This is a genomic window from Pelagibius sp., from assembly GCF_965227505.1.
In the GTDB taxonomy this organism is placed as follows: domain Bacteria; phylum Pseudomonadota; class Alphaproteobacteria; order Kiloniellales; family Kiloniellaceae; genus Pelagibius.
Window position 1 is genome coordinate 5,082,665 of record NZ_OZ245757.1, and the last position, 18,106, is coordinate 5,100,770.

General features: G+C 64.1%; 14 protein-coding genes. 8 read left to right on the top strand and 6 right to left on the bottom strand.

What is annotated here, in order from left to right; all coding sequences use genetic code 11:
• The first annotated feature begins 14 nt into the window (after positions 1-14).
• The 6 genes from ACO06P_RS23725 (at position 15) to ACO06P_RS23750 (ending at position 7,191) form a co-directional block, all read left to right on the top strand.
• Complete coding sequence (locus ACO06P_RS23725; protein WP_420347687.1) at positions 15-575, top strand: nuclear transport factor 2 family protein; 561 nt, start codon at positions 15-17, stop codon at positions 573-575.
• The gene (locus tag ACO06P_RS23730) at positions 572-2,266 is read left to right on the top strand and encodes a hydantoinase B/oxoprolinase family protein (protein WP_420347688.1); all 1,695 of its coding nucleotides are present in this window, start codon (positions 572-574) and stop codon (positions 2,264-2,266) included. The genes ACO06P_RS23725 and ACO06P_RS23730 overlap by 4 nt, the downstream gene beginning before the upstream one ends.
• A gap of 5 nt (positions 2,267-2,271) precedes the next feature.
• Complete coding sequence (locus tag ACO06P_RS23735) at positions 2,272-4,326, top strand: hydantoinase/oxoprolinase family protein (RefSeq protein ID WP_420349674.1); 2,055 nt, start codon at positions 2,272-2,274, stop codon at positions 4,324-4,326.
• Positions 4,323-4,928, top strand: coding sequence for a cysteine hydrolase family protein (locus tag ACO06P_RS23740; RefSeq protein ID WP_420347689.1), 606 nt, complete (start codon positions 4,323-4,325; stop codon positions 4,926-4,928). The genes ACO06P_RS23735 and ACO06P_RS23740 overlap by 4 nt, the downstream gene beginning before the upstream one ends.
• Complete coding sequence (locus ACO06P_RS23745; protein ID WP_420347690.1) at positions 4,925-5,785, top strand: isocitrate lyase/PEP mutase family protein; 861 nt, start codon at positions 4,925-4,927, stop codon at positions 5,783-5,785. Before ACO06P_RS23740 ends, ACO06P_RS23745 begins: the two co-directional genes overlap by 4 nt.
• Positions 5,786-5,865: 80 nt before the next feature.
• The gene (locus ACO06P_RS23750) at positions 5,866-7,191 is read left to right on the top strand and encodes an FAD-dependent oxidoreductase (RefSeq protein WP_421938156.1); all 1,326 of its coding nucleotides are present in this window, start codon (positions 5,866-5,868) and stop codon (positions 7,189-7,191) included.
• 298 nt (positions 7,192-7,489) lie between these two features.
• On the opposite strand, the gene ACO06P_RS23755 is transcribed toward ACO06P_RS23750, so the two are convergent.
• The 5 genes from ACO06P_RS23755 to ACO06P_RS23775 form a co-directional block, all read right to left on the bottom strand.
• Positions 7,490-8,338 (bottom strand): FadR/GntR family transcriptional regulator, encoded by an 849-nt coding sequence (locus tag ACO06P_RS23755; RefSeq protein WP_420347692.1) that lies wholly within the window; start codon positions 8,336-8,338, stop codon positions 7,490-7,492.
• A complete protein-coding gene (locus ACO06P_RS23760) occupies positions 8,328-9,287 on the bottom strand; it encodes an ABC transporter ATP-binding protein (protein WP_421938157.1) in 960 nt (319 codons plus the stop codon). Before ACO06P_RS23760 ends, ACO06P_RS23755 begins: the two co-directional genes overlap by 11 nt.
• Complete coding sequence (locus ACO06P_RS23765) at positions 9,284-11,155, bottom strand: dipeptide/oligopeptide/nickel ABC transporter permease/ATP-binding protein (RefSeq protein WP_420347694.1); 1,872 nt, start codon at positions 11,153-11,155, stop codon at positions 9,284-9,286. Before ACO06P_RS23765 ends, ACO06P_RS23760 begins: the two co-directional genes overlap by 4 nt.
• A 10-nt stretch (positions 11,156-11,165) precedes the next feature.
• Positions 11,166-12,113, bottom strand: coding sequence for an ABC transporter permease (locus ACO06P_RS23770; protein WP_420347695.1), 948 nt, complete (start codon positions 12,111-12,113; stop codon positions 11,166-11,168).
• 84 nt (positions 12,114-12,197) lie between these two features.
• Entirely contained in the window at positions 12,198-13,760 is a 1,563-nt protein-coding gene (locus ACO06P_RS23775; RefSeq protein WP_420347696.1) for an ABC transporter substrate-binding protein, read from the bottom strand.
• Positions 13,761-13,888: 128 nt separating this feature from the next.
• On the opposite strand from ACO06P_RS23775, the gene ACO06P_RS23780 reads away from it, so the two are divergent.
• Both ACO06P_RS23780 and ACO06P_RS23785 read left to right on the top strand, forming a co-directional pair.
• On the top strand, positions 13,889-14,554 hold the full coding sequence (locus tag ACO06P_RS23780; protein WP_420347697.1) for a DUF1028 domain-containing protein: 666 nt from the start codon (positions 13,889-13,891) through the stop codon (positions 14,552-14,554).
• Positions 14,548-15,795: an allantoate amidohydrolase gene (locus ACO06P_RS23785; RefSeq protein WP_420347698.1), complete on the top strand. Its 1,248-nt coding sequence runs from the start codon at positions 14,548-14,550 to the stop codon at positions 15,793-15,795. Before ACO06P_RS23780 ends, ACO06P_RS23785 begins: the two co-directional genes overlap by 7 nt.
• Before the next feature lie 204 nt (positions 15,796-15,999).
• Here the strand turns inward: ACO06P_RS23785 and ACO06P_RS23790 are convergent, their stop codons facing one another.
• A complete protein-coding gene (locus tag ACO06P_RS23790) occupies positions 16,000-17,778 on the bottom strand; it encodes a helix-turn-helix domain-containing protein (RefSeq protein WP_420347699.1) in 1,779 nt (592 codons plus the stop codon).
• Between the last annotated feature and the right edge of the window lie 328 nt (positions 17,779-18,106).

Sequence of the window (18,106 nt, forward strand, 5' to 3'; positions counted from 1 at the left end):
CTGGGAGGATGAAAATGCCGGTTATCGAGGCGCATATTCTCGAAGGATACGCCGATGGGGAAAAAGCCCGTCTGACCTCGGCCCTGACCGACGCGGTCCGCTTTGTCGTTCCGGCACCTGACGAGGCGATCACGGTCATGCTGCACGAGTATCCTGCGGAGGCCTATGCCCGCGGGGGTCGGCACCGTCAGCCCGCCCCGGCGCTTCCCGACCCAACGGTGCTTGTGAAGGACTACCTTGCCGCGATGGAGGCAAGGGACCTCGCAGCAGCTCAGGCATTCCTGGGCGACGATTTTGAGACTGTCTTTCCGGGCACGCAGCCAATGAGATCCATCACGGAAGTCGTTGACTGGGCGAAAGGCAGATACCGCTTCGTAAAGAAATCCAAGGAAGCGTTCGAAGCCTTTCACAACGGCGGCGTCTCGGTCGTTTACGTCCGCGGCGTCCTTTTCGGGGAATGGCCGGATGGAAGCCCCTTCGACGGCATTCGCTTCATCGACCGGTTCGAGGTGAGGGAAGGCCGGATCACCAGGCAGGACGTCTGGAACGACATCGCGGAGGTGCGCGCGCAATGACCGAGGCCATCGACCCGATCACGCTTGCCGTCCTGGCAGGGCGCATGGAGCAGATTGCCGATGAAATGGATGCGACGTTGTTTCGTGCGGCGTTCAATCCGATCATCGCCGAGGCGCACGATGCCTCCCACGGCCTCTATCACGCAGCAACAGGCGATACGCTTGTGCAGGGTAAGTCGGGCCTCCCGATCTTCGTGGGGGTCATGTCCTTTACCGTGAAGGCCGTGATCGACAAGTCCGCCGAGGCGGGCGATCTCGCCGATGGCGACATCTATATCCTGAATGACGCGCACCTTGGCGGCACGCATCTCTCGGACATGCGGCTCGTCCGGCCCTATTTCCGGGATGGAAAGCTGTTCTGCTATCTCGCCAGTGTGGGCCATTGGCACGATGTCGGCGGGGCGGTGCCGGGGAACTACAACCCCACGGCAACAGATGCCTTTCAGGAGGCTTTCGTTCTCCCGCCCGTAAAGCTCGCGCGCAAGGGTGAGATCAATCAGGACATCGTTGACATCCTGCTCCGCAACACGCGCCTGCCGCAGTCGGCTATGGGCGACCTGAACGGACAGCTTGGAGCGCTCGATCTGGGCGTGAAGCGGCTTGACGAATTGCTTGACGAGTACGGCGCAGAGACGGTGAGAGCGGCGCTTGACGCGCTGGGTGACCGCGCCGAGAAGCTGATGCGGAGCGAGCTCGCGGCCCTGCCTGATGGACGCTGGGAGGCTGTCGATTATCTCGACAATGATGGGATCACCGACACGGCGCTTCCGATCAAGGTCGCTCTGGAAATTGCCGGTGATGCCATGACGCTGGATTTTGAGGGCACGGCCTCGGTGACCGCGGGGCCGGTCAACATTGCGCTGCCCACCGCCGTCGCTACCGCCTATGTCGCGATCAAGCACATCTTTCCGGATCTGCCTGCCAACGCCGGTGTCATGCGGCCTGTCGACGTTCGCGTGCCCGAGGGATCGCTGCTTTCGGCGGAGTTTCCGGCCCCGGTGGGCGGCTACACCGAGACGATCCTGCGTATGATCGACGTCGTTTTCGCGGCCGCATCCCAGGCTGCGCCGGAGCGGGTTGTCGCAAACGCCTATGGCACGATCAACGCGCTCTCGATCGCGGGCAAGCGCGCGAATGGTCAACCCTGGGTCATGTTCAGCTTCTATGGCGGCGGACACGGCGGCAGTATCGAAAGCGACGGCCTCAACCACGGAAACGCGCCAATATCGACGGCGACGATTCCACCAATGGAAATCCTGGAGGCGGCATATCCGGTGATGTTCCGCCAGTGGGCGCTGAGGCCGGACAGCGCCGGTGCCGGCATGCATCGCGGCGGACTTGGCGCGGTTTACGAGATCGAACTCCTCGAGGAAAATGCAGAGGCGTTCCTCTTTGGCGAGCGCGGACGGTTTGCGCCGCAAGGAACCGCTGGCGGCGGCGCAGCGGCAATGAATGTCTTTCATTACGAGCAGTCGGACGGCTGGCACGCGCCGCCGCTCGCATCGAAGATGCTGGGGATCAGGCTTGAGAGGGGGCAGGCTGTTCGGCTCGAGACCCCAGGCGGCGGCGGCTATGGGGCAGTGGCCGATCGTCCCGCGGATGCTGTCGCAAAAGACGTGGCGCTCGGCTATCTGACGCCGGAGGCCGCGACGGAGATCTACGGCGCGAACTGGAAGGAGTTTGCGCAGTGAGCCGCATGATCGGTGTCGATGTGGGCGGCACCTTTACGGACGTCTTCGTGTTGGACGAAGCCACAGGATCCGCCGAGGTGGCAAAGGTCCCGACCACCCGTCCTGACCAGTCAGGCGGATTTCTCGAGGGCATTGCGCGACAGGTTGACGATCTTTCATCAGTCGCCGTCGTTGTGCACGGCACGACAGCGGGCACGAATGCCCTGCTCGAACGCAAGGGCGCGAAAATCGGCGTCATCACGACCGAAGGCCTGCGCGATGTGCTGGAAATGCGCCGCCGCGACCGGCCGCGCACATGGGGTCTGCGCGGAGATTTCGATCCGGTAGTCCCGCGCAATCTGCGCCTCGAAGTCCCCGAACGGACGCTGGCAGACGGCACGCTGCGCACACCGGTCGACCTGGACGCCGTGCGCGCCGCTGCGGAGAAGCTACTCGGCAACGGCTGCCAGGCGGTCGCAATCCTGTTCGCCAATGCCTACGCCAATCCCGAGAACGAGAAGAAGGCTGTCGCGGCGGTCCGCAAACTCTGGCCCAATCCCCATGTCAGCGCCTCTTCCGAGATCCTTCCTGAAATCCGGGAGTTCGAACGGTTCTCGACGACAGCGCTGAATGCCTACCTCCAGCCCGAGGTGTCGGGCTACATCAAGCGGTTGGATTCCGCCCTGTCCGAGGACGGGTTCGAGGGTGAGTTCATGATCGTCCAGTCCAACGGCGGCGTGATGGGCACGGAGACGGCCCGCCGCCTGCCGGTCCGGACCGCTCTCTCAGGCCCGGCAGCCGGCGTTATCGCGGCTGGACACATCGCCCAGACCGCCGGGTTCGACAATGTGATCACAGGAGACATGGGCGGCACGAGTTTTGACGTTGCCTTGATCTCGGATGGAAAGTCGATGCTCTCGCCCCAGACGTCGATCGACTTCGGTATGGTCGTGCGCACGCCGATGATCGAGATCACGACGATCGGGGCCGGCGGCGGCTCGATCGCCTGGGTGGACAAGGGAGGACTCCTGAACATCGGCCCCGAAAGTGCGGGCTCCACGCCCGGACCGGTCGCCTATGGGCAGGGCAACACCCGGCCCACGGTGACCGATGCCAATGCTGTCCTTGGCCGGATCGATCCCGATAGTCCCATCGGTGGCAAGCTCGATCGCCTGGATGTCCAGGCCGCCGCAGAGGCCATAGATGCCCATGTCGGGGCGAAGCTCGGCCTCACAACGACCGCGGCGGCGGAGGCAATCCTTCGTGTGGCCAACTCTCGCATGGCCGGCGCGATCCGGCTGGTCAGCATCGAGCGTGGGTTCGACCCAAAGCGCTTTGCATTCATGCCTTTCGGTGGTGGCGGCGCGCTGCACACCGGTGCGATTCTGAGCGAGGTGGGAATCGGCCGCGCAATCGTGCCGCGCTATCCGGGTGTGACAAGTGCCATGGGCTGCGTGATTGCCGACATGCGGCAGGATTTCGTTCAAACCATCAACGCACTGACAACTGCCTTGGATGTTGGCGCGCTGGCCGAAGTGATGCAGCGGCATGTGGACGATGGGCTCGCCCTACTGGACGCCGCTCAGTCACGTTTCGACGCTCGCGAAACGGTCTTCGAGTTCGATATGGCCTATGTGGGGCAGACCCACACGGTTTCGGTCCCGATCGAGGTCGAGGTCCAGCGGAACCGTGTTCAGGCACTCACCATTTCCGATATCGAGAAGGCCTTCGATGCCGCCTATCACGCGACCTACGGCCGGCTTCTCAACAACGGCGCACGGCGCGTGATGAACCTGCGCACCGCGGTCATCGGCCGGCGCCCCAAGTTCGACCTGACGGCCCTGGCTCCCCGTGGCGGCAGTGTCGATTCAGCTCGTACTGACACGCGCCGCGTACACTTCGGCGATACATGGCACGAAACAGCGATTTTTGACCGGCTGGCCCTTCCGGTCGGCGCCGAAATTTCGGGCCCGGCGATATTGGTCCAGCCGGATACCACAGTGTTGATTGACCCCGGCCTTACCGGGCGCGTCGACGCTTTCGGCAACACAATCATCGAGCCTGACGGGGCCCAAGCATGACCGACATGATCGATCCAAAACGCACGGCGCTTCTTACGATCGACCTGCAGAACGACTTTCTGCACCCGGAGGGTGCGTACGGCCGGGCGGGTCAGACGTCTGCGATGATCTCGGCCCTTCCAGGGCGGATAAAGCCGCTCGCCGACGCGCTCCGCGCCAAGGGCGGTGTCTATATGAGCGCTCAGTTCACGCTGGTGCCGGGACCGGGCGGAGAACCGCTGATCGCGCCACATCTCAAGGAACTGCGCCCCTTCCTGGGCAAGGGCGACTTCGCGCCGGGTGCCTTCGGCCATGCGCTTGTCGATGAGCTGGCGCCGGCCGACTACACGGTCGAGAAGGTCGCCTATTCGGCCTTTTACCAAACGCGGCTCGAATACATACTGCGCGCGTTGGACATCGACACCCTGATCGTCGGCGGCATCGTCACGAATGGGGGCGTCGCCAGTACGGTGCGGGATGCGCACCTCAGAAACGTCCACACCGTCTTGCTGTCGGATGGCTGCGCAGCGTTCATGCAAGAGGTGCACGACGCGACGCTGATCTCTCTTGGATCGATCACTCCGGTTCGAACCTGCGCCGAGGTTCTGGAGGGTCTGACATGAGCCTGCGGTCCAGACTTCAGGACAAGAGCATACTGATCGCCCCCGGCGTCTATGACGGGCTGACGGCGGCGATTGCCGAGGACGCCGGCTTCGAAGCTCTCTATCTGTCGGGAGCGGCCATTGCCTATACCCGTCTCGGGCGTCCCGACATCGGCCTGACGTCGGTGTCCGAGATGACCGATACGATGGCGTTGATCCGCGACCGCGTGTCCCTGCCGGTCATCATCGACGCGGACACAGGCTTCGGCAATGCCCTGAACGCGCAGCGTACGATGCGGCTTTACGAACGCGCAGGCGCGAGTGCGCTTCAGGTCGAGGATCAGACATTCCCCAAGCGCTGCGGGCATTTGTCGGACAAGTCGCTCGTGCCGGTCGGGGAGATGGCGGGAAAGATCGCGGCGATGGCCGATGCCCGCGCGTCCGAGGAGACGCTGGTCATCGCCAGGACCGATGCGATCGCGGTCGAAGGGTTTGACCAGGCAATTGCACGTGCGGAGGCCTATGTCGCGGCGGGCGCCGACGTGCTCTTCGTCGAGGCGCCGCGATCCGGCGACGAGCTGCAGAAGGTGGTCAACCACTTCGGTGATCGCGTTCCCCTGCTGGCCAACATGGTCGAGGGCGGAGCGACGCCTCTTCAGAGCGCGACCGACCTCGAGACGCTGGGCTATTCCATCGTCATCTTTCCCGGCGGCATTGTCCGGGCTTTGGCCAGAACGGCGCGCGACTACTATGCCAGCCTCCGCGAAAACGGGTCCAACCGGCCGTTCGCCGACCGTATGTACGACTTTGACGGCTTGAACCAGCGGATCGGAACCGACGCAATGCTGGCCCTTGGCAGACGATACGAGTCGCGCTGAGAATGTGCGTTCGTCCGACTCCTGAGACGGGCTTTGATCTCGAAGTGCCAGTGCTGATCATCGGAGCAGGGGCGTGCGGTATGGTTGCCGCGCTTTCGGCTTTGGATTCGGCTTTGGATTCTGGCGGCGAGGTCCTTGTTGTCGAGGCCGACGCTGTGCCGTCCGGCTCAACCGCGCTTTCCGCGGGTCTCATACCCGCAGCGGGCACCCGGTTTCAGGCGGCGGCAGGGATCGATGACAACGGCGGCCTTTTTGCCGGTGACATCCAGGACAAGGCCAAGGGCGAGAACCCGCAGGACTTGGTGGATTTGCTCGCCGCGAAGGCTGGGCCGGTTGTCGATTGGCTGGCCGATCGCTTCGACTTTCCCTTCTCTGTCGTGACGGATTTCGACTATCCGGGTCATTCCCGGCGCCGTATGCATGGATTGCCGACCCGGGCCGGGCGCGAGCTGGTGGATCGCCTGCGTGCCGCCTGTGAAGCCAATGGGATCGACATCGTCTGCAATCGGCGCGCAGGGACGCTTTTCCGAGAAGGCGAGCGTATCACCGGCGTCGAGGTCGAGGGCCCGGAAGGCCCCGAGCGGATCGGCTGCGAGACACTGATTCTTGCGTGCAACGGTTTTGGCGGTAACCGCGGGATGGTGGCCCGGTTCATGCCGGAGATCGAGACAGCCCTTTGGTTCGGCCATGACGGCAACAAGGGTGACGCAGTGATCTGGGGCGAGGCGCTGGACGCCGATTGCCTGCATCTCGGCGCCTACCAGGGACACGGGAACGTCGCGACCCCGCACGGGATCCTGATCACCTGGGCCGTGATCACCGAGGGCGGCGTTCAGGTGAACACCGAGGGCAAAAGGTTCTGGGACGAAAGCCAGGGATACTCCGAGGCAGCCCAGGCGGTCCTCCGGCAACCGGACGGCATCGCCTGGACGATCTTTGATGCGCGCATTGCCGGCATCGCGCGCCAGTTTGAGGATTTTAAGGACGCCGAGAAGGCGGGTGCGATCAAGACCGCCGAAACACCCGAAGAGCTGGCGGAAGCCTGCAGACTTCCGCCATCGGCGCTTGTAAAGACACTCGCAGCAGTGCCAAACGACGGCGTAGACGCATTTGGTCGGAGGTTTGCCGCTGCGCCGCTCAGCGCTCCCTATCACGCGGTCAAGGTCACTGGTGCGCTGTTTCACACGCAAGGCGGGCTGAATGTGACGCCGGAGGCCCGCGTCAAACACACCGACGGCACGGCCTTTCCCAATCTGTTTGCCGCCGGCGGTGCTGCCGTGGGTGTCTCGGGCACAGGCGACAGCGGATATCTTTCGGGCAACGGCCTGTTGTCGGCGGTGGTGCTTGGATTCATTGCCGGGCAGCGGGCGGCCCTCGACACCAGGAAGCAGCTTCCTCGTGTTTAATAGGATTGGGGCGAGCCGACCGTGTTCCCGGTTCGCGGCGCCATCGGGACACCGGACATCGTCCTGATGCTTGGCCTGCTTCCGGACAGAAGGATGGCCCTCATACCACAGTAGTCGCGGAGCACTCTGTACTCTTTCTGCTTACCGAGGATCGGTCGCAGGGACGGCTTCGCAGTCAGACCGCATGCGCGGCCGCCTGTTCCCGCAGTTCGCAGTCGCGCGAGGACTCGTGCCAAGACTCCGGTGAGATTAGCGGAGGTACGGTCCGCCTGTAAGCTGACAGCGGTTGCAGAGGGCTCTAGCTGTCGGTGTCGAGAAACCCTTTCGCGATCTCGGCCTCGCGCTGCAGCATCATGTGCTGGGCGGCGCGCATGTGCATTTCCATCACCGCCCGGGCGGCATCCGCGTCCTGCATCTCGAAGGCTTCGATGAGCTGTTCCTGGTAGGAAACGCCGCGCTCGCGGAGTTCCGGGTTCGGCTCATCGTAGATGCGTTTGCAGACCGCGAGGTCCTTCAGGAGCCGGACCAGAAACCCACAGAAGAATCCCAGGACCGGGTTTTGGGAGTAACGGGACAGCACCGCGTGAAACTCGAGCTCGGCGACGCGCTGGCGCCGTTCTTCCTCGATGGAGGTGGGCGGCTCCGTATAGGCGCTCATGACGCCGCGCAGCTCGGCAACCTGGGCCTCGGTGATCTTCGGGGCCAGTTCCTGGACGAGCTGCGGTTCCAGGGCGATGCGCAGTTCGTAGATATGCGCGATTGAAACGTCCTTGAAGAAAAAGTGGTTGGCCAGCAGGGCCGAGGCGTGATCGGCGCTGACCTCGGTGATGAAGGCGCCGCCGCCGGGCCCGGTCCGGGTTCGGATCAGCCCCTGCGTCTCCATCACCTTCAGGGCCTCGCGGGCGGTTCCCTTGCTGACTTCCAGCCGCTCGATCAGCTGGTGTTCCTGGGGCAGCCTGTCTCCGGGCTCCAGGTTATGGTCGATGATCCAATCCTTGATGGTCTCCGCGACGGCCAGCGGACGGTTCCGGCCCTTGCCCGCGCCCGCAGCCGTAGCCGGAGCCGCCGTGCTCTTCTCGTCGGAAGGGGTGGGCTTGGCTTCAGTTGGGGCCTCGGTTGAGGTTTCGGTCGGGGTCTTAGTTGGCATGGTGACAGGCGGCTTCATGATGCTCTGAGAATGCCTCCATTGCCGGGACTCTGTCACGGCATAGCGCCGTTGCTTTCGGACAGCGCGCCGCAAAGGCGCAGCCGGGCGGGGGGCTCAGCGGGTCCGGCAGCTCCACGGCCTGGGACTCGGTGCGGCCCAGGTCGCGCCCAACGATGGGGGCGCTGCGGGCTAGCAGGTCCGTGTAGGGATGACGGGGGGCGGTGAAGATCGCTTCGGCGCGGCCGACTTCCACCACCCTTCCAAAGTAAAGCACGGCGACGCTGTCGCTCACCGCCTCCACGACCGCAAGATCGTGGCTGATGAAGAGGTAGGTCAGGTCCATGGCCTTGCGCAGCTCGGCCAGCAGGTTCAGCACCTGGGCCTGGACGGAGACGTCGAGCGCCGAGACCGGCTCATCGAGCACCAGGATCCGCGGCGCCGCCGCCAAGGCGCGGGCGATGCCGATCCGCTGCGCCTGCCCGCCGGAGAACTCGTGCGGATAGCGGCTCAGGAACTCTTTGCGCAGGTTCACCGCCTCGAACAGCTCGGCGATCCGCGCCCTGCGGCCGCCCTCGTCCATGCCCAAAAGATGGATCAGGGGGGCTTCCAGAATCTCGCGGATCGTCTTGCGGGGGTTTAGGGAGGATATCGGGTCCTGAAAGACATACTGGATCAGGCGGCCGAAGGCGGCCGGGTCACCCATCTGATCCGACAGGTTTTTTCCTTCGATGGCGATCTCGCCTTCGCTTTGCTTCAGCAATCCGACCAGCATGCGGGCGAGGGTCGACTTGCCGCAGCCGGATTCCCCGACAATGCCCAGCGTCTCGCCCCTCCGCACCGACAGGCTGACGTCCCGCACGGCATGGACGGCGGGGAGCGGCTTGCCCATAAGGCTGCGCCCGCCGCCGAAGGTCTTGCGAAGGTTGCGAACTTCCAATGCCGGGGTCATGCCGTCGCGCCCTCCGGCTGCAGGCATCTGACGGCGCGCGCTTCGTTGCCGCTGAGGGCGATGTCGCCGGACCGGCATTGATCCTGCGCCTTGTCGCAACGCGGCGCAAAGGCGCAGCCGGCGGGAAGGTCGTCCACCGGCGGCGGCAGGCCGGGAATGGCGGACAAGGCGCGGCGCCCGCCGCCGAGCTCCGGCACGCAGGCAATTAGGCGTTTCGTATAGGGATGACTGGGGTTCTCCAGGACCGTCTCGGTCGGCCCCGTTTCCACGATCCTTCCGGCATACATCACCGCGACCCGGTCGCAGAGTTGGGAGACCACACCGAAATCGTGGGTGATGAAGACCATGGCCAGATTGCGCTCGCGGCGCAGATCGTCGAGCAGGGCGAGCACCTGGGCCTGGACCGTGACGTCCAGGGCGGTCGTCGGCTCGTCCAGGATGAGCAGTTCCGGATCGTTGACCAGGGCGAGGGCGATGCCGACCCGCTGGCGCATGCCGCCGGACAGCTCGTGCGGATAGGCCTTGGCCCGAAAGGCGGCATTGGGGATGCGCACCTGTTCCAGCAGGGAGACGGCGTGGTCCCAGGCCGCCTGTTTCGGCATCGCGCGGTGGCAGCGGATGGCTTCCACCATCTGGTCGCCGATCCTGTAGAGCGGATGCAGCGTCGCCAGGGGGTCCTGAAACACATAGGCGACTTTTCCGCCGCGCAACTGCCGCAGGGCCTCGCCGTTCATGGAAAGGGTGTCGGCGCCGTCGATGCGCACAGCACCGCCGGCGATCACCCCCGGCGGCGAGGCGACCAAGCCCAGCAGCGACAGGGCGGTCACCGACTTGCCCGAGCCGGACTCGCCGATGATGCCAAGGCACTCGCCGGCGCGCAGCGTGAAGTCGACGCCGCCCACGGCGCGATAGGTCCGGTTGCCGAGCCGGAATTCGGTGCGCAGGTCGTCGACCTTCAGCAGTGCCTCCGTGTCTTCGGTCTTCGCAGGGGTTTCGCTGCGGTCGACGCGCGTGGCCGCCGCCGGCCGCGAGAGCGCGCCGGAACGCAGTCTTGGGTCGAGGGCGTCACGGATGCCGTCGCCGAGCAGGTTCACGCTCATGACGATGATGAAGATCATGACGCCGGGCACGATGGAAGCATGGGGCGCGGTGATCAGCAGCTTGCGCCCTTCGCCCAGCATGGAGCCGAGGTCGGCCTGCGGCGGTTGCGATCCCAGACCCAGGAAGGACAGGCCCGCGGTCTCCAGGATCATCCAGCCGATGGTCGTCGACATGGCGATGACGATCACCGGCAGAACGTTGGGCAGGATCTCCTTGGTGATGATCTGCCAGTCGTTCATGCCGGACAGACGCGCGGCATCGACGAACTCCCGATGGGCAAGGCTGACCGTCACGCCGCGGATGTTGCGCGCGAAAAAGGGAATGTTGACGACGGCGACGGCGTAGAGCGCATTCAGAAGGCCCGGACCCAGCACCGCGACGATGGCAAGCGCCAGCAGGATGTAGGGAAAGGCCATCAGCATGTCGATGCCGCGCATGATCAGGCCGTCGGTGCGCCCGCCGAAGTATCCGGCAACGATCCCGATGGCGGAGCCGATGACGGCGGCGATCACGGCGGCCGCCGCGCCGACCACGAGACTGAGTTGTGTGCCCCAGAGCAGCCGGGCGAGGAGATCGCGGCCGAGATGGTCGGTGCCGAGCAGGGCGCCCTCGGTGAAGGGCCGTTTCAGCCGGTTGGCCGGGTCGGTCAGGTCCGGGTCTGCGATCGGCAGGAAGGGAACCAGCAGCGCCATCGCAATGACCAGCAGAAGGACGATTCCGCCGAAGGCAGCAAGATGGTTGCGCGCAATGAGCTTGAGGGTGGTCATCGCCGTGCGCTCACGTCTTGACCCGCGGGTCGAGCCAACTCTGCGCGAGATCGGCCAGAAGATTGAACAGGACGTAACTGCCCGCCACGACCACCACGCCGCCCTGCACCAAGAGAATGTCCCTCGTGGAGATCGCCTGAACCAGCATGCGCCCGACGCCCGGCCACTGAAACACGGTTTCGATGTAGACGGCGCCGCCCAGCACGAAGCCGGCCTGAATGCCGATCACCGGGATCACCGACACCAGAGCCGCCTTGAAGGCATGGCGGTAGAGAACGCCGGTCTCCGGGACGCCTTTGGCCCGGGCCGTCCGCACGAAATCCTGGCGCAGGACCTCCAGCATGGCCGAGCGTGTCAGGCGCGCGATCACGCCAGTGGCAACGACGGAGAGGGTGACGGCGGGCAGGATCAGGTGGCGCAGCAGATCCGGCAGGTCGCCGCCGCCGTAGATCGCGAACATGCCGCTCGCCGGCAGCACCCGGAATTCAACCGAGAACAGCAGGATCAACAACAGGCCGAGCCAGAAAGACGGGACGGAGATGCCGATCAGGACGACGAAGGTCAGGATCTTGTCGGTCCAGCCGTATTGCCGGGCCGCGGTCCAGATCCCGATCAGCAGGCCCCAGACCGTGCAGAGCAGCAGCGCTGCGCCAGCCAGGATCAGGGTCGCGGAGAAACGCTCCAGTACCTCGTCCAGCACCGGGCGGTTCAGACTATAGGATCGCCCCAGGTCGCCCTGAAGCAGGTTGCCGAGCCAGATGAAGTACTGCTGGAAAACAGGCTTATCCAGGCCGAGGCTGCGGTTCAGTCTCTCGACATTCTCCGGCGTCGCGTAGGACCCGAGGATCGCTGTCGCCGGATCGCCCGGGATCAACGCCATGATGGCGAAGACGATGACGGTCAGGCCGATCAGAATCGGGACGATCGCCAGCAGGCGTTTCAGGACGTAAAGGTGCATGGGTCACTCCCCGCCGGAGGAAGCCGCGGCAGCAGCCGGGAGAAAGCTTGTGGTGCAAGCCCTCCCGGCTGATTGATCCGCATCCTAGCCCTTCGTAACATCCTTCAGAAGCAGGAAGAAGGAAGGCTGAAGCTTGAAGCCGGAGACCCGGTCGGATGTTGCGGCGTTCTGCTTCCAATTGGCGATGAAGGCCCAGGGCGCATCGTCATAGACGATTTCCTGCATCTGCCGATAGAGCGCCGCCCGTTCGGTTTGGTCGGTCGCGCTGCGGGCCGCTTCCAGAAGCGTGTCGACTTCGGGATTGGAGTAGTAGCCCGAGTTGAAGCCGCCTGCATCGGGCCAGGCGCCTGTGCGCAGGGCCAGGTAGGGCAGGGTATCCGGATCGTTGGTCATCCAGGCCATCTGCGCCATGTCCGCCTTGCCTTCGAGCCCCGGGTTCACCTTGCCGAGGAAGGTGTTCCATTCATAGGTCTCGATCTTGACCGACAGGCCGACCTTGGCGAGATCGGCCTGGATGGCGGTGCCCATGGGCACCGGGTCCAACATGCCGGAGCCGCCTTCCGTGACATAGAAGACCAATTCGGCGCCCTCGTGACCCGCTTCCTTAAGAAGTGCCTTGGCCTTTTCCGGATCGTAGGGATAGGGCTGGAGCGCCTCGTTATGGGCCCAGGAAAAGGCCGGCGGAGTCGGGCCGGATGCGATTTCCGCGGTTCCCTGCAGGATGTTCTCGACGAGAGTTTTCTTGTCGATGGCATAGTTGATCGCCTGGCGCACACGCTTGTCGGCAAAGGGGCCTTCCTTCGCGTTCAGGATCAGGAACCAGAGGTGCGGGCCTGCCTGCTCGAGCAGGCTGAAGCCGTTGCCGTCGAAGGAGGCGACGGAGTCCGGCGGGATCTCGACCATGACGTCGATGCCGCCCGACAGCATCTCGGCCACCCGGGTGTTGGCGTCGGTGATAGGCCGGAACACGACGGCTTCCAGCGCGGGCGCGCCGTCCCAGTAATCGTCGTTGCGGATGACGACGACCTTGGCGTTGGATTCCCACTCGGCGAATTTGAAGGGGCCGGTGCCGACCGGGTTGCGTCCGAATTCCTTGCCGCTGGATTTCACGGCTTCCGGTGAAACGATCAGGCCGGTCGGATAGGCCAGGTTCGACAGGAAGGGCGCGTAGGGTGCGTTCAGCGTGAACTTGACGGTATCCCCGTCGACGGCCTCGACATCTTCGACAGCCGAGAAGAAGAAGGCCAGAGGGAAGGGCCCCGTGTCGTGGAACGGATGGCTCTCGTCGAGCATCCGGTCGAAGTTGAACTCGACCGCCTCGGCATTGAACGGGGTGCCGTCATGGAAGCTGACGTCGCCGCGCAGGTCGAAGGTGTACTCCGTCCCGTCCTCGCTGATCGTCCAGTTCTCCGCCAGGGCCGGTTCGACCTCCAGGGTGCCGTCCTTGTAGCGGACCAGACCGTCGTAGACGTTCATCAGAATGCGGAAGTCGTTGACCGCCGTGACGGCGGCCGGATCGAGGGACTTCGGCTCCGCGATCTGGCCGACGACCAGAACGCCGGGCGGGGTCTGGGCCATGGCCGCCTGCGCAGCGAACGCCACGGCGGCCAGGCTGAGCCCGAGCCCGGATTTGTACAGGTATCCCATGTTCGCCTCCTGGATATTCTTATTTGAAGTGCTGAATTTATCATAATAAATTTGCAGATTCAAGTTTATCATGATAAATTCAACAAGTCGTCCGAAACACTGGCGCAAAATCCAGAGGATCCCGGAAGGTGACCTTCTCTATTCTGGCAAGAGATGAAGAAAGCGGCGCGATCGGCTGCGCGGCCGCGACAGGAAATCTCGCCGTCGGCGCCTGGGTCCTGCGGGCCTCGGCCAAGGCGGGCGCCGTGGCCACCCAGGGCTTCAGCGTAAGCCCGCTCTGGGGCGACGACGCGCTTATCCATCTCGGAAAGGGCGCCTCGGCGCGCGACACAGTGGAGCGGCTCACCGCTGCCGACAGCGGCCGCGACCGCCGGCAACTCTCCGTTCTGGATTGTTCGGGCGGCGTCGCCGCGTGGACCGGCTCCGCGAACACCGACCATAAGGGTCAGATCGAAGGCCGCGGCTATGTGATCGCCGGCAACTGGCTGGCCAGTGAAGCCGTGCTCGGTGAAATGGAGGCTGCGTTTCAGAGCAGCGCGGAGAAGCGCGCTGACTTCGGCCGGCGGCTTCTGGATACCCTCGCCGCGGGGGTTGCTGCAGGGAGCGATTCCCGCGGCACGCTTTCGGCGGCGATAAAGATCGTGCATCCGCAGCGCGCGCCGCTGGACCTGCGCGTCGATTATGACCAGGACCCCTTGGAGCGCCTGAACACGATCTATGACCTCGCGACCACCGAGCCCTACGCTTCCTGGATCAACGTCGTTCCGACTCTGGAGGACCCCCACCGATGTTGATGTCTCCTGCCCTGCCGGCCGATGCCGGTCACACCCTGATGCAGCGACTGGACGAGATTGCACAGTTTTCCGAAAGCGGGCCCGGTGTCACGCGGCGTCCCTTCACCGAGGAGCACCGCCGCGCCAACGAAGTGATCACGGCATGGATGCAGCGGGCCGGCCTAAAGGTGCACATCGATGCCGCGGGGACCTTGGTCGGACGCAAGGCCGCTGCGCCGGGCGCCAAGACGCTGCTTATCGGCTCTCACCAGGATACCATCCGCCAAGGCGGAAAGTATGACGGCATCTTCGGCATCGCGCTGCCGATCCTGGTTCTTGAGTCCCTGCGCGGGCGGACGCTGCCTTACGCGGTGGAGGTTCTGGCTTTCGCCGATGAGGAGGGCGTACGCTTTCCCACGGCCCTGATGGGGCCGCGCGCGCTTGCCGGTACCTTCGACAAGACTAACCTTCAGAAGACCGATAAGGACGGCGTTTCCCTTGCGGCGGCATTGTCGGATTTCGGCGGCGACCCGGACGGCATCGCCGCAGCCAGGCGGGATCCGGACGATCTCCTTGGATACCTGGAGATGCACATAGAGCAGGGTCCCGTCCTCGAATCGCTTGGCCTGCCTGTCGGCATCGTCACGGCGATCTGCGGTATCGAGCGCTGGACGGTGGACCTGATCGGCCAGGCCGCCCACGCCGGCACGACGCCGATGGACCTTCGCCGCGATGCCTACGCCGGGGCCGCAGAGGTTGCGCTTGAGGTCGAATCCTATTGCCGCGCAACCGACGGCCTGGTCGGAATCGTCGCCTCGGTCTCGCTGCTGCCGAACGTTCCCAACGCCATTCCGGGCCAGGCGACGTTTTCCATTGAGCTGCGTGCCTCGGAGGATTCGATCCGCGAAGCCGCCGCCGCCGTGATCTCGGAAGCGGTCGAGGCCATCAGCAGGAGGCGCGGTCTGGAGTGCCGCCTGACAAGGACCTACGCGCAAAATGCCGTGCCCTGCGATCCCGGGCTCAGAGGCGCCCTCGCGCGGTCCTTGATTCAGTCCGGCTTTTGTCCGCATCGGCTAGCCTCCGGGGCTACGCACGATGCCTCGGCCATGGCCGACCTCTGCCCGGTCGCGATGCTGTTTACGAGGTGCCGGGACGGCCTCAGTCATCATCCCGATGAAGCGATCACCGCCGAGGATGCCCAGGCTTCGGCCGAGTGTCTTGCAGGTTTTCTTCAGACCCTGGAAACCCCGGGCGCGAGTTGATCCTGTCTGAAGATGCCAACTGTGTCGTGTTGGCCCCTGTGCTCAACCTCGCGCAGGCTGAAGCGTTCACCGATGCCGCGATTGCGGATGCGCTGCAATCAAGTGCAATGAAGTCACCCAAAGGGCGGCTTCCCTGCCTTTCGGGCCGCGCTGGGTTTACCAGGAGAAGACTTGGGGGGCTGGCCGCAGGCTCTGTGATTCGGGTCAGTCCGCTGTTTTCGCCGATCTGAAGGATTCGCTCGGTGTTTGCCCAAACTCCTGCCGATACAACTTTGCAAAGTGGCCCACGCTGGAGAATCCGGCGGCATGGGCAATCTCGGCGATGGTGCTGTGCTGGCGCAGGAGGATCAGGTCGCGGGCGAAGTTCAGGCGGACGGATCGAATAAAGGCGGCCGGCGCCAGGCCGCAGGCCGCCTTCAGGCGCCGTCCGAGGGTTTTCTCACTGGTCCCCAGGGCTGCCGCCAGCCCCCTGGCGCCGAACCCTTGCTCGCTCAGGCGCTCCAGGACGCACTCGGTCGCGGATTGAACAAACCGCTGCTCGGCGGGGGATTGAAGCTTCCTGTCGGGGCTCTCCATCAAACTGGCCTCCAGCGCCTCGATCCTGGCCTTGGAGGTCTTCAGGGCTTCCGCATGCCGGTCTTCTGCGGCCGTCACATCGTGCTGCAAGGCCATTGCCTTGGCGAGCGCGTCTCGCCTCTGCGCCTGCACCGCGTTCATCATGGCAGAGATGGCAATCATCATGAACGTGGTTTCGCCCATGATGGCGAGGGAATACCCCCAGGTGAGGGGGCGCAAGATGATCAGGTCGTAGGCGGCCGCCGCCTGGGTGATCTCGATTGGGAAAATGAAGAAGTAGACGGCAATGGAGAGCCCGGCCGTCAGGAAGAGCAGGGAGCAGGCGACGTACTTGGCCTGTGGCAGACCGTCGCGCACCTTCTTCAGGGACACAGCGAGGAGAACCAGAGGCGAGGCGAAAAAGGTGAGGTGAAGCGGCATGGACAGGCGCCATGGGTCGACGACCGCCAGAGCCGTTGTCACCATGGCTATGCCGGAAAGAACCGTGAACAAACGCCTTATTGCAGGCCGTTCCGTGTCAATCCTCAGCAGCACACGGCAGTATTGGATGTTCGCGAAGACGCCGAGCCCTGCCATGAACTCCCGGAAGGGCGACAATACCGTGACGGGCAGGGTCACGCCCATAAAGTTGCTGAGCCATCCGTCATAGATAAAGGAGAAGACGAAGAAGCACATCATGTAGAGCGCGTAGTACTGATAGAATCGCGCCTCGACATGGCGGAACAGAACGATGCTGATGAGGGCAATTGTCGCGAGATAGCCCAACATGACCGCCGTCATGACCAGACTCAGCGTCGTCCAGTCGGAAAACAGATCCGGCGACATGATTGCCGGGGTAATACTGGGCGCGAAGGTTCCCGTAATCCGCAGAAGGAAGGTCTTTTCTTCCTTCGGGCCGACATCCAGCGGAAACCCGGTCTTGACCGCTGTGTCGGCCCGCTCCGGCAAAGGGACCGTCCGGCCGTTCCGCGCTAAGGCAACGATGCTGTCCGCCTGCTGCTCAAACAGAGTCACCTCGTCGAAGATGTACTCCATAAAGGTGACGAACCACCTTCTTTCGCTGTCATGGTCGTTGACCACCGTGAACCGGAGCCAGAGCGCTTGACCGGGCAGCGGGGCACGGAAGATCCGGGCGCAGTGCCCCGGTTCGAAAGCCTGCGCGGCAATGGTCCGTGGCTCGAGCGCGCCTGTCGGGTCGAGGAAAGAGTCCGCCATCAGCGACCGCATCTGGTCTTCCGGGCGTTGCGACAGGCTGTTGGCCGCCGCGACCGCACTGCCGGCCTCCCCGGCGAATGCAGACGGGCATGCAATGCCGGCATCGTCCGCCTGCACGGCTCTGCCCGGTGCGGCTGCAAAGAGGAGCGCCAGGAGAAAAAGTGCGCTCAGATACCCGGGCGAGTTAACCATTGAAAACGGAGTCTAGTTCAAGGGTGACGGCGCGCAACCTCACATTCCCGTAATAGGCGAAGACTCATTTCGGACAAAGGTGTCCGCAGATCGGTCAAACCACCAATTCTCCATTCAAATCAAGCACAAAACTGTCTCTACTCGCCTCGGCGGCTGCACGGCTCAGGTTAGGCCCTCGCGCTGCTTCGGGTGTCTGGGAACACAGGTGTCCGGAAAACCAACGTGCTGGTTTCCAGGAACACAGGTGTCCCGGAGCATCTATGAACTCAGATGCTTAAGAAATCGGGTACCGGGCTTCAGGTACCGGGCAGATGGGGGAATCTCTCCT

Coding starts and splice junctions, on each gene's coding strand:
- ACO06P_RS23755 (WP_420347692.1), bottom strand. CDS start 8,338: ATGCCAACTAAGACCCCGACCGAAACCTCAACCGAGGCCCCAACTGAA.
- ACO06P_RS23765 (WP_420347694.1), bottom strand. CDS start 11,155: ATGACCACCCTCAAGCTCATTGCGCGCAACCATCTTGCTGCCTTCGGC.
- ACO06P_RS23770 (WP_420347695.1), bottom strand. CDS start 12,113: ATGCACCTTTACGTCCTGAAACGCCTGCTGGCGATCGTCCCGATTCTG.
- ACO06P_RS23735 (WP_420349674.1), top strand. CDS start 2,272: ATGATCGGTGTCGATGTGGGCGGCACCTTTACGGACGTCTTCGTGTTG.
- ACO06P_RS23725 (WP_420347687.1), top strand. CDS start 15: ATGCCGGTTATCGAGGCGCATATTCTCGAAGGATACGCCGATGGGGAA.
- ACO06P_RS23775 (WP_420347696.1), bottom strand. CDS start 13,760: ATGGGATACCTGTACAAATCCGGGCTCGGGCTCAGCCTGGCCGCCGTG.
- ACO06P_RS23750 (WP_421938156.1), top strand. CDS start 5,866: ATGGTTGCCGCGCTTTCGGCTTTGGATTCGGCTTTGGATTCTGGCGGC.
- ACO06P_RS23740 (WP_420347689.1), top strand. CDS start 4,323: ATGACCGACATGATCGATCCAAAACGCACGGCGCTTCTTACGATCGAC.
- ACO06P_RS23745 (WP_420347690.1), top strand. CDS start 4,925: ATGAGCCTGCGGTCCAGACTTCAGGACAAGAGCATACTGATCGCCCCC.
- ACO06P_RS23785 (WP_420347698.1), top strand. CDS start 14,548: ATGTTGATGTCTCCTGCCCTGCCGGCCGATGCCGGTCACACCCTGATG.
- ACO06P_RS23790 (WP_420347699.1), bottom strand. CDS start 17,778: ATGGTTAACTCGCCCGGGTATCTGAGCGCACTTTTTCTCCTGGCGCTC.
- ACO06P_RS23730 (WP_420347688.1), top strand. CDS start 572: ATGACCGAGGCCATCGACCCGATCACGCTTGCCGTCCTGGCAGGGCGC.
- ACO06P_RS23760 (WP_421938157.1), bottom strand. CDS start 9,287: ATGACCCCGGCATTGGAAGTTCGCAACCTTCGCAAGACCTTCGGCGGC.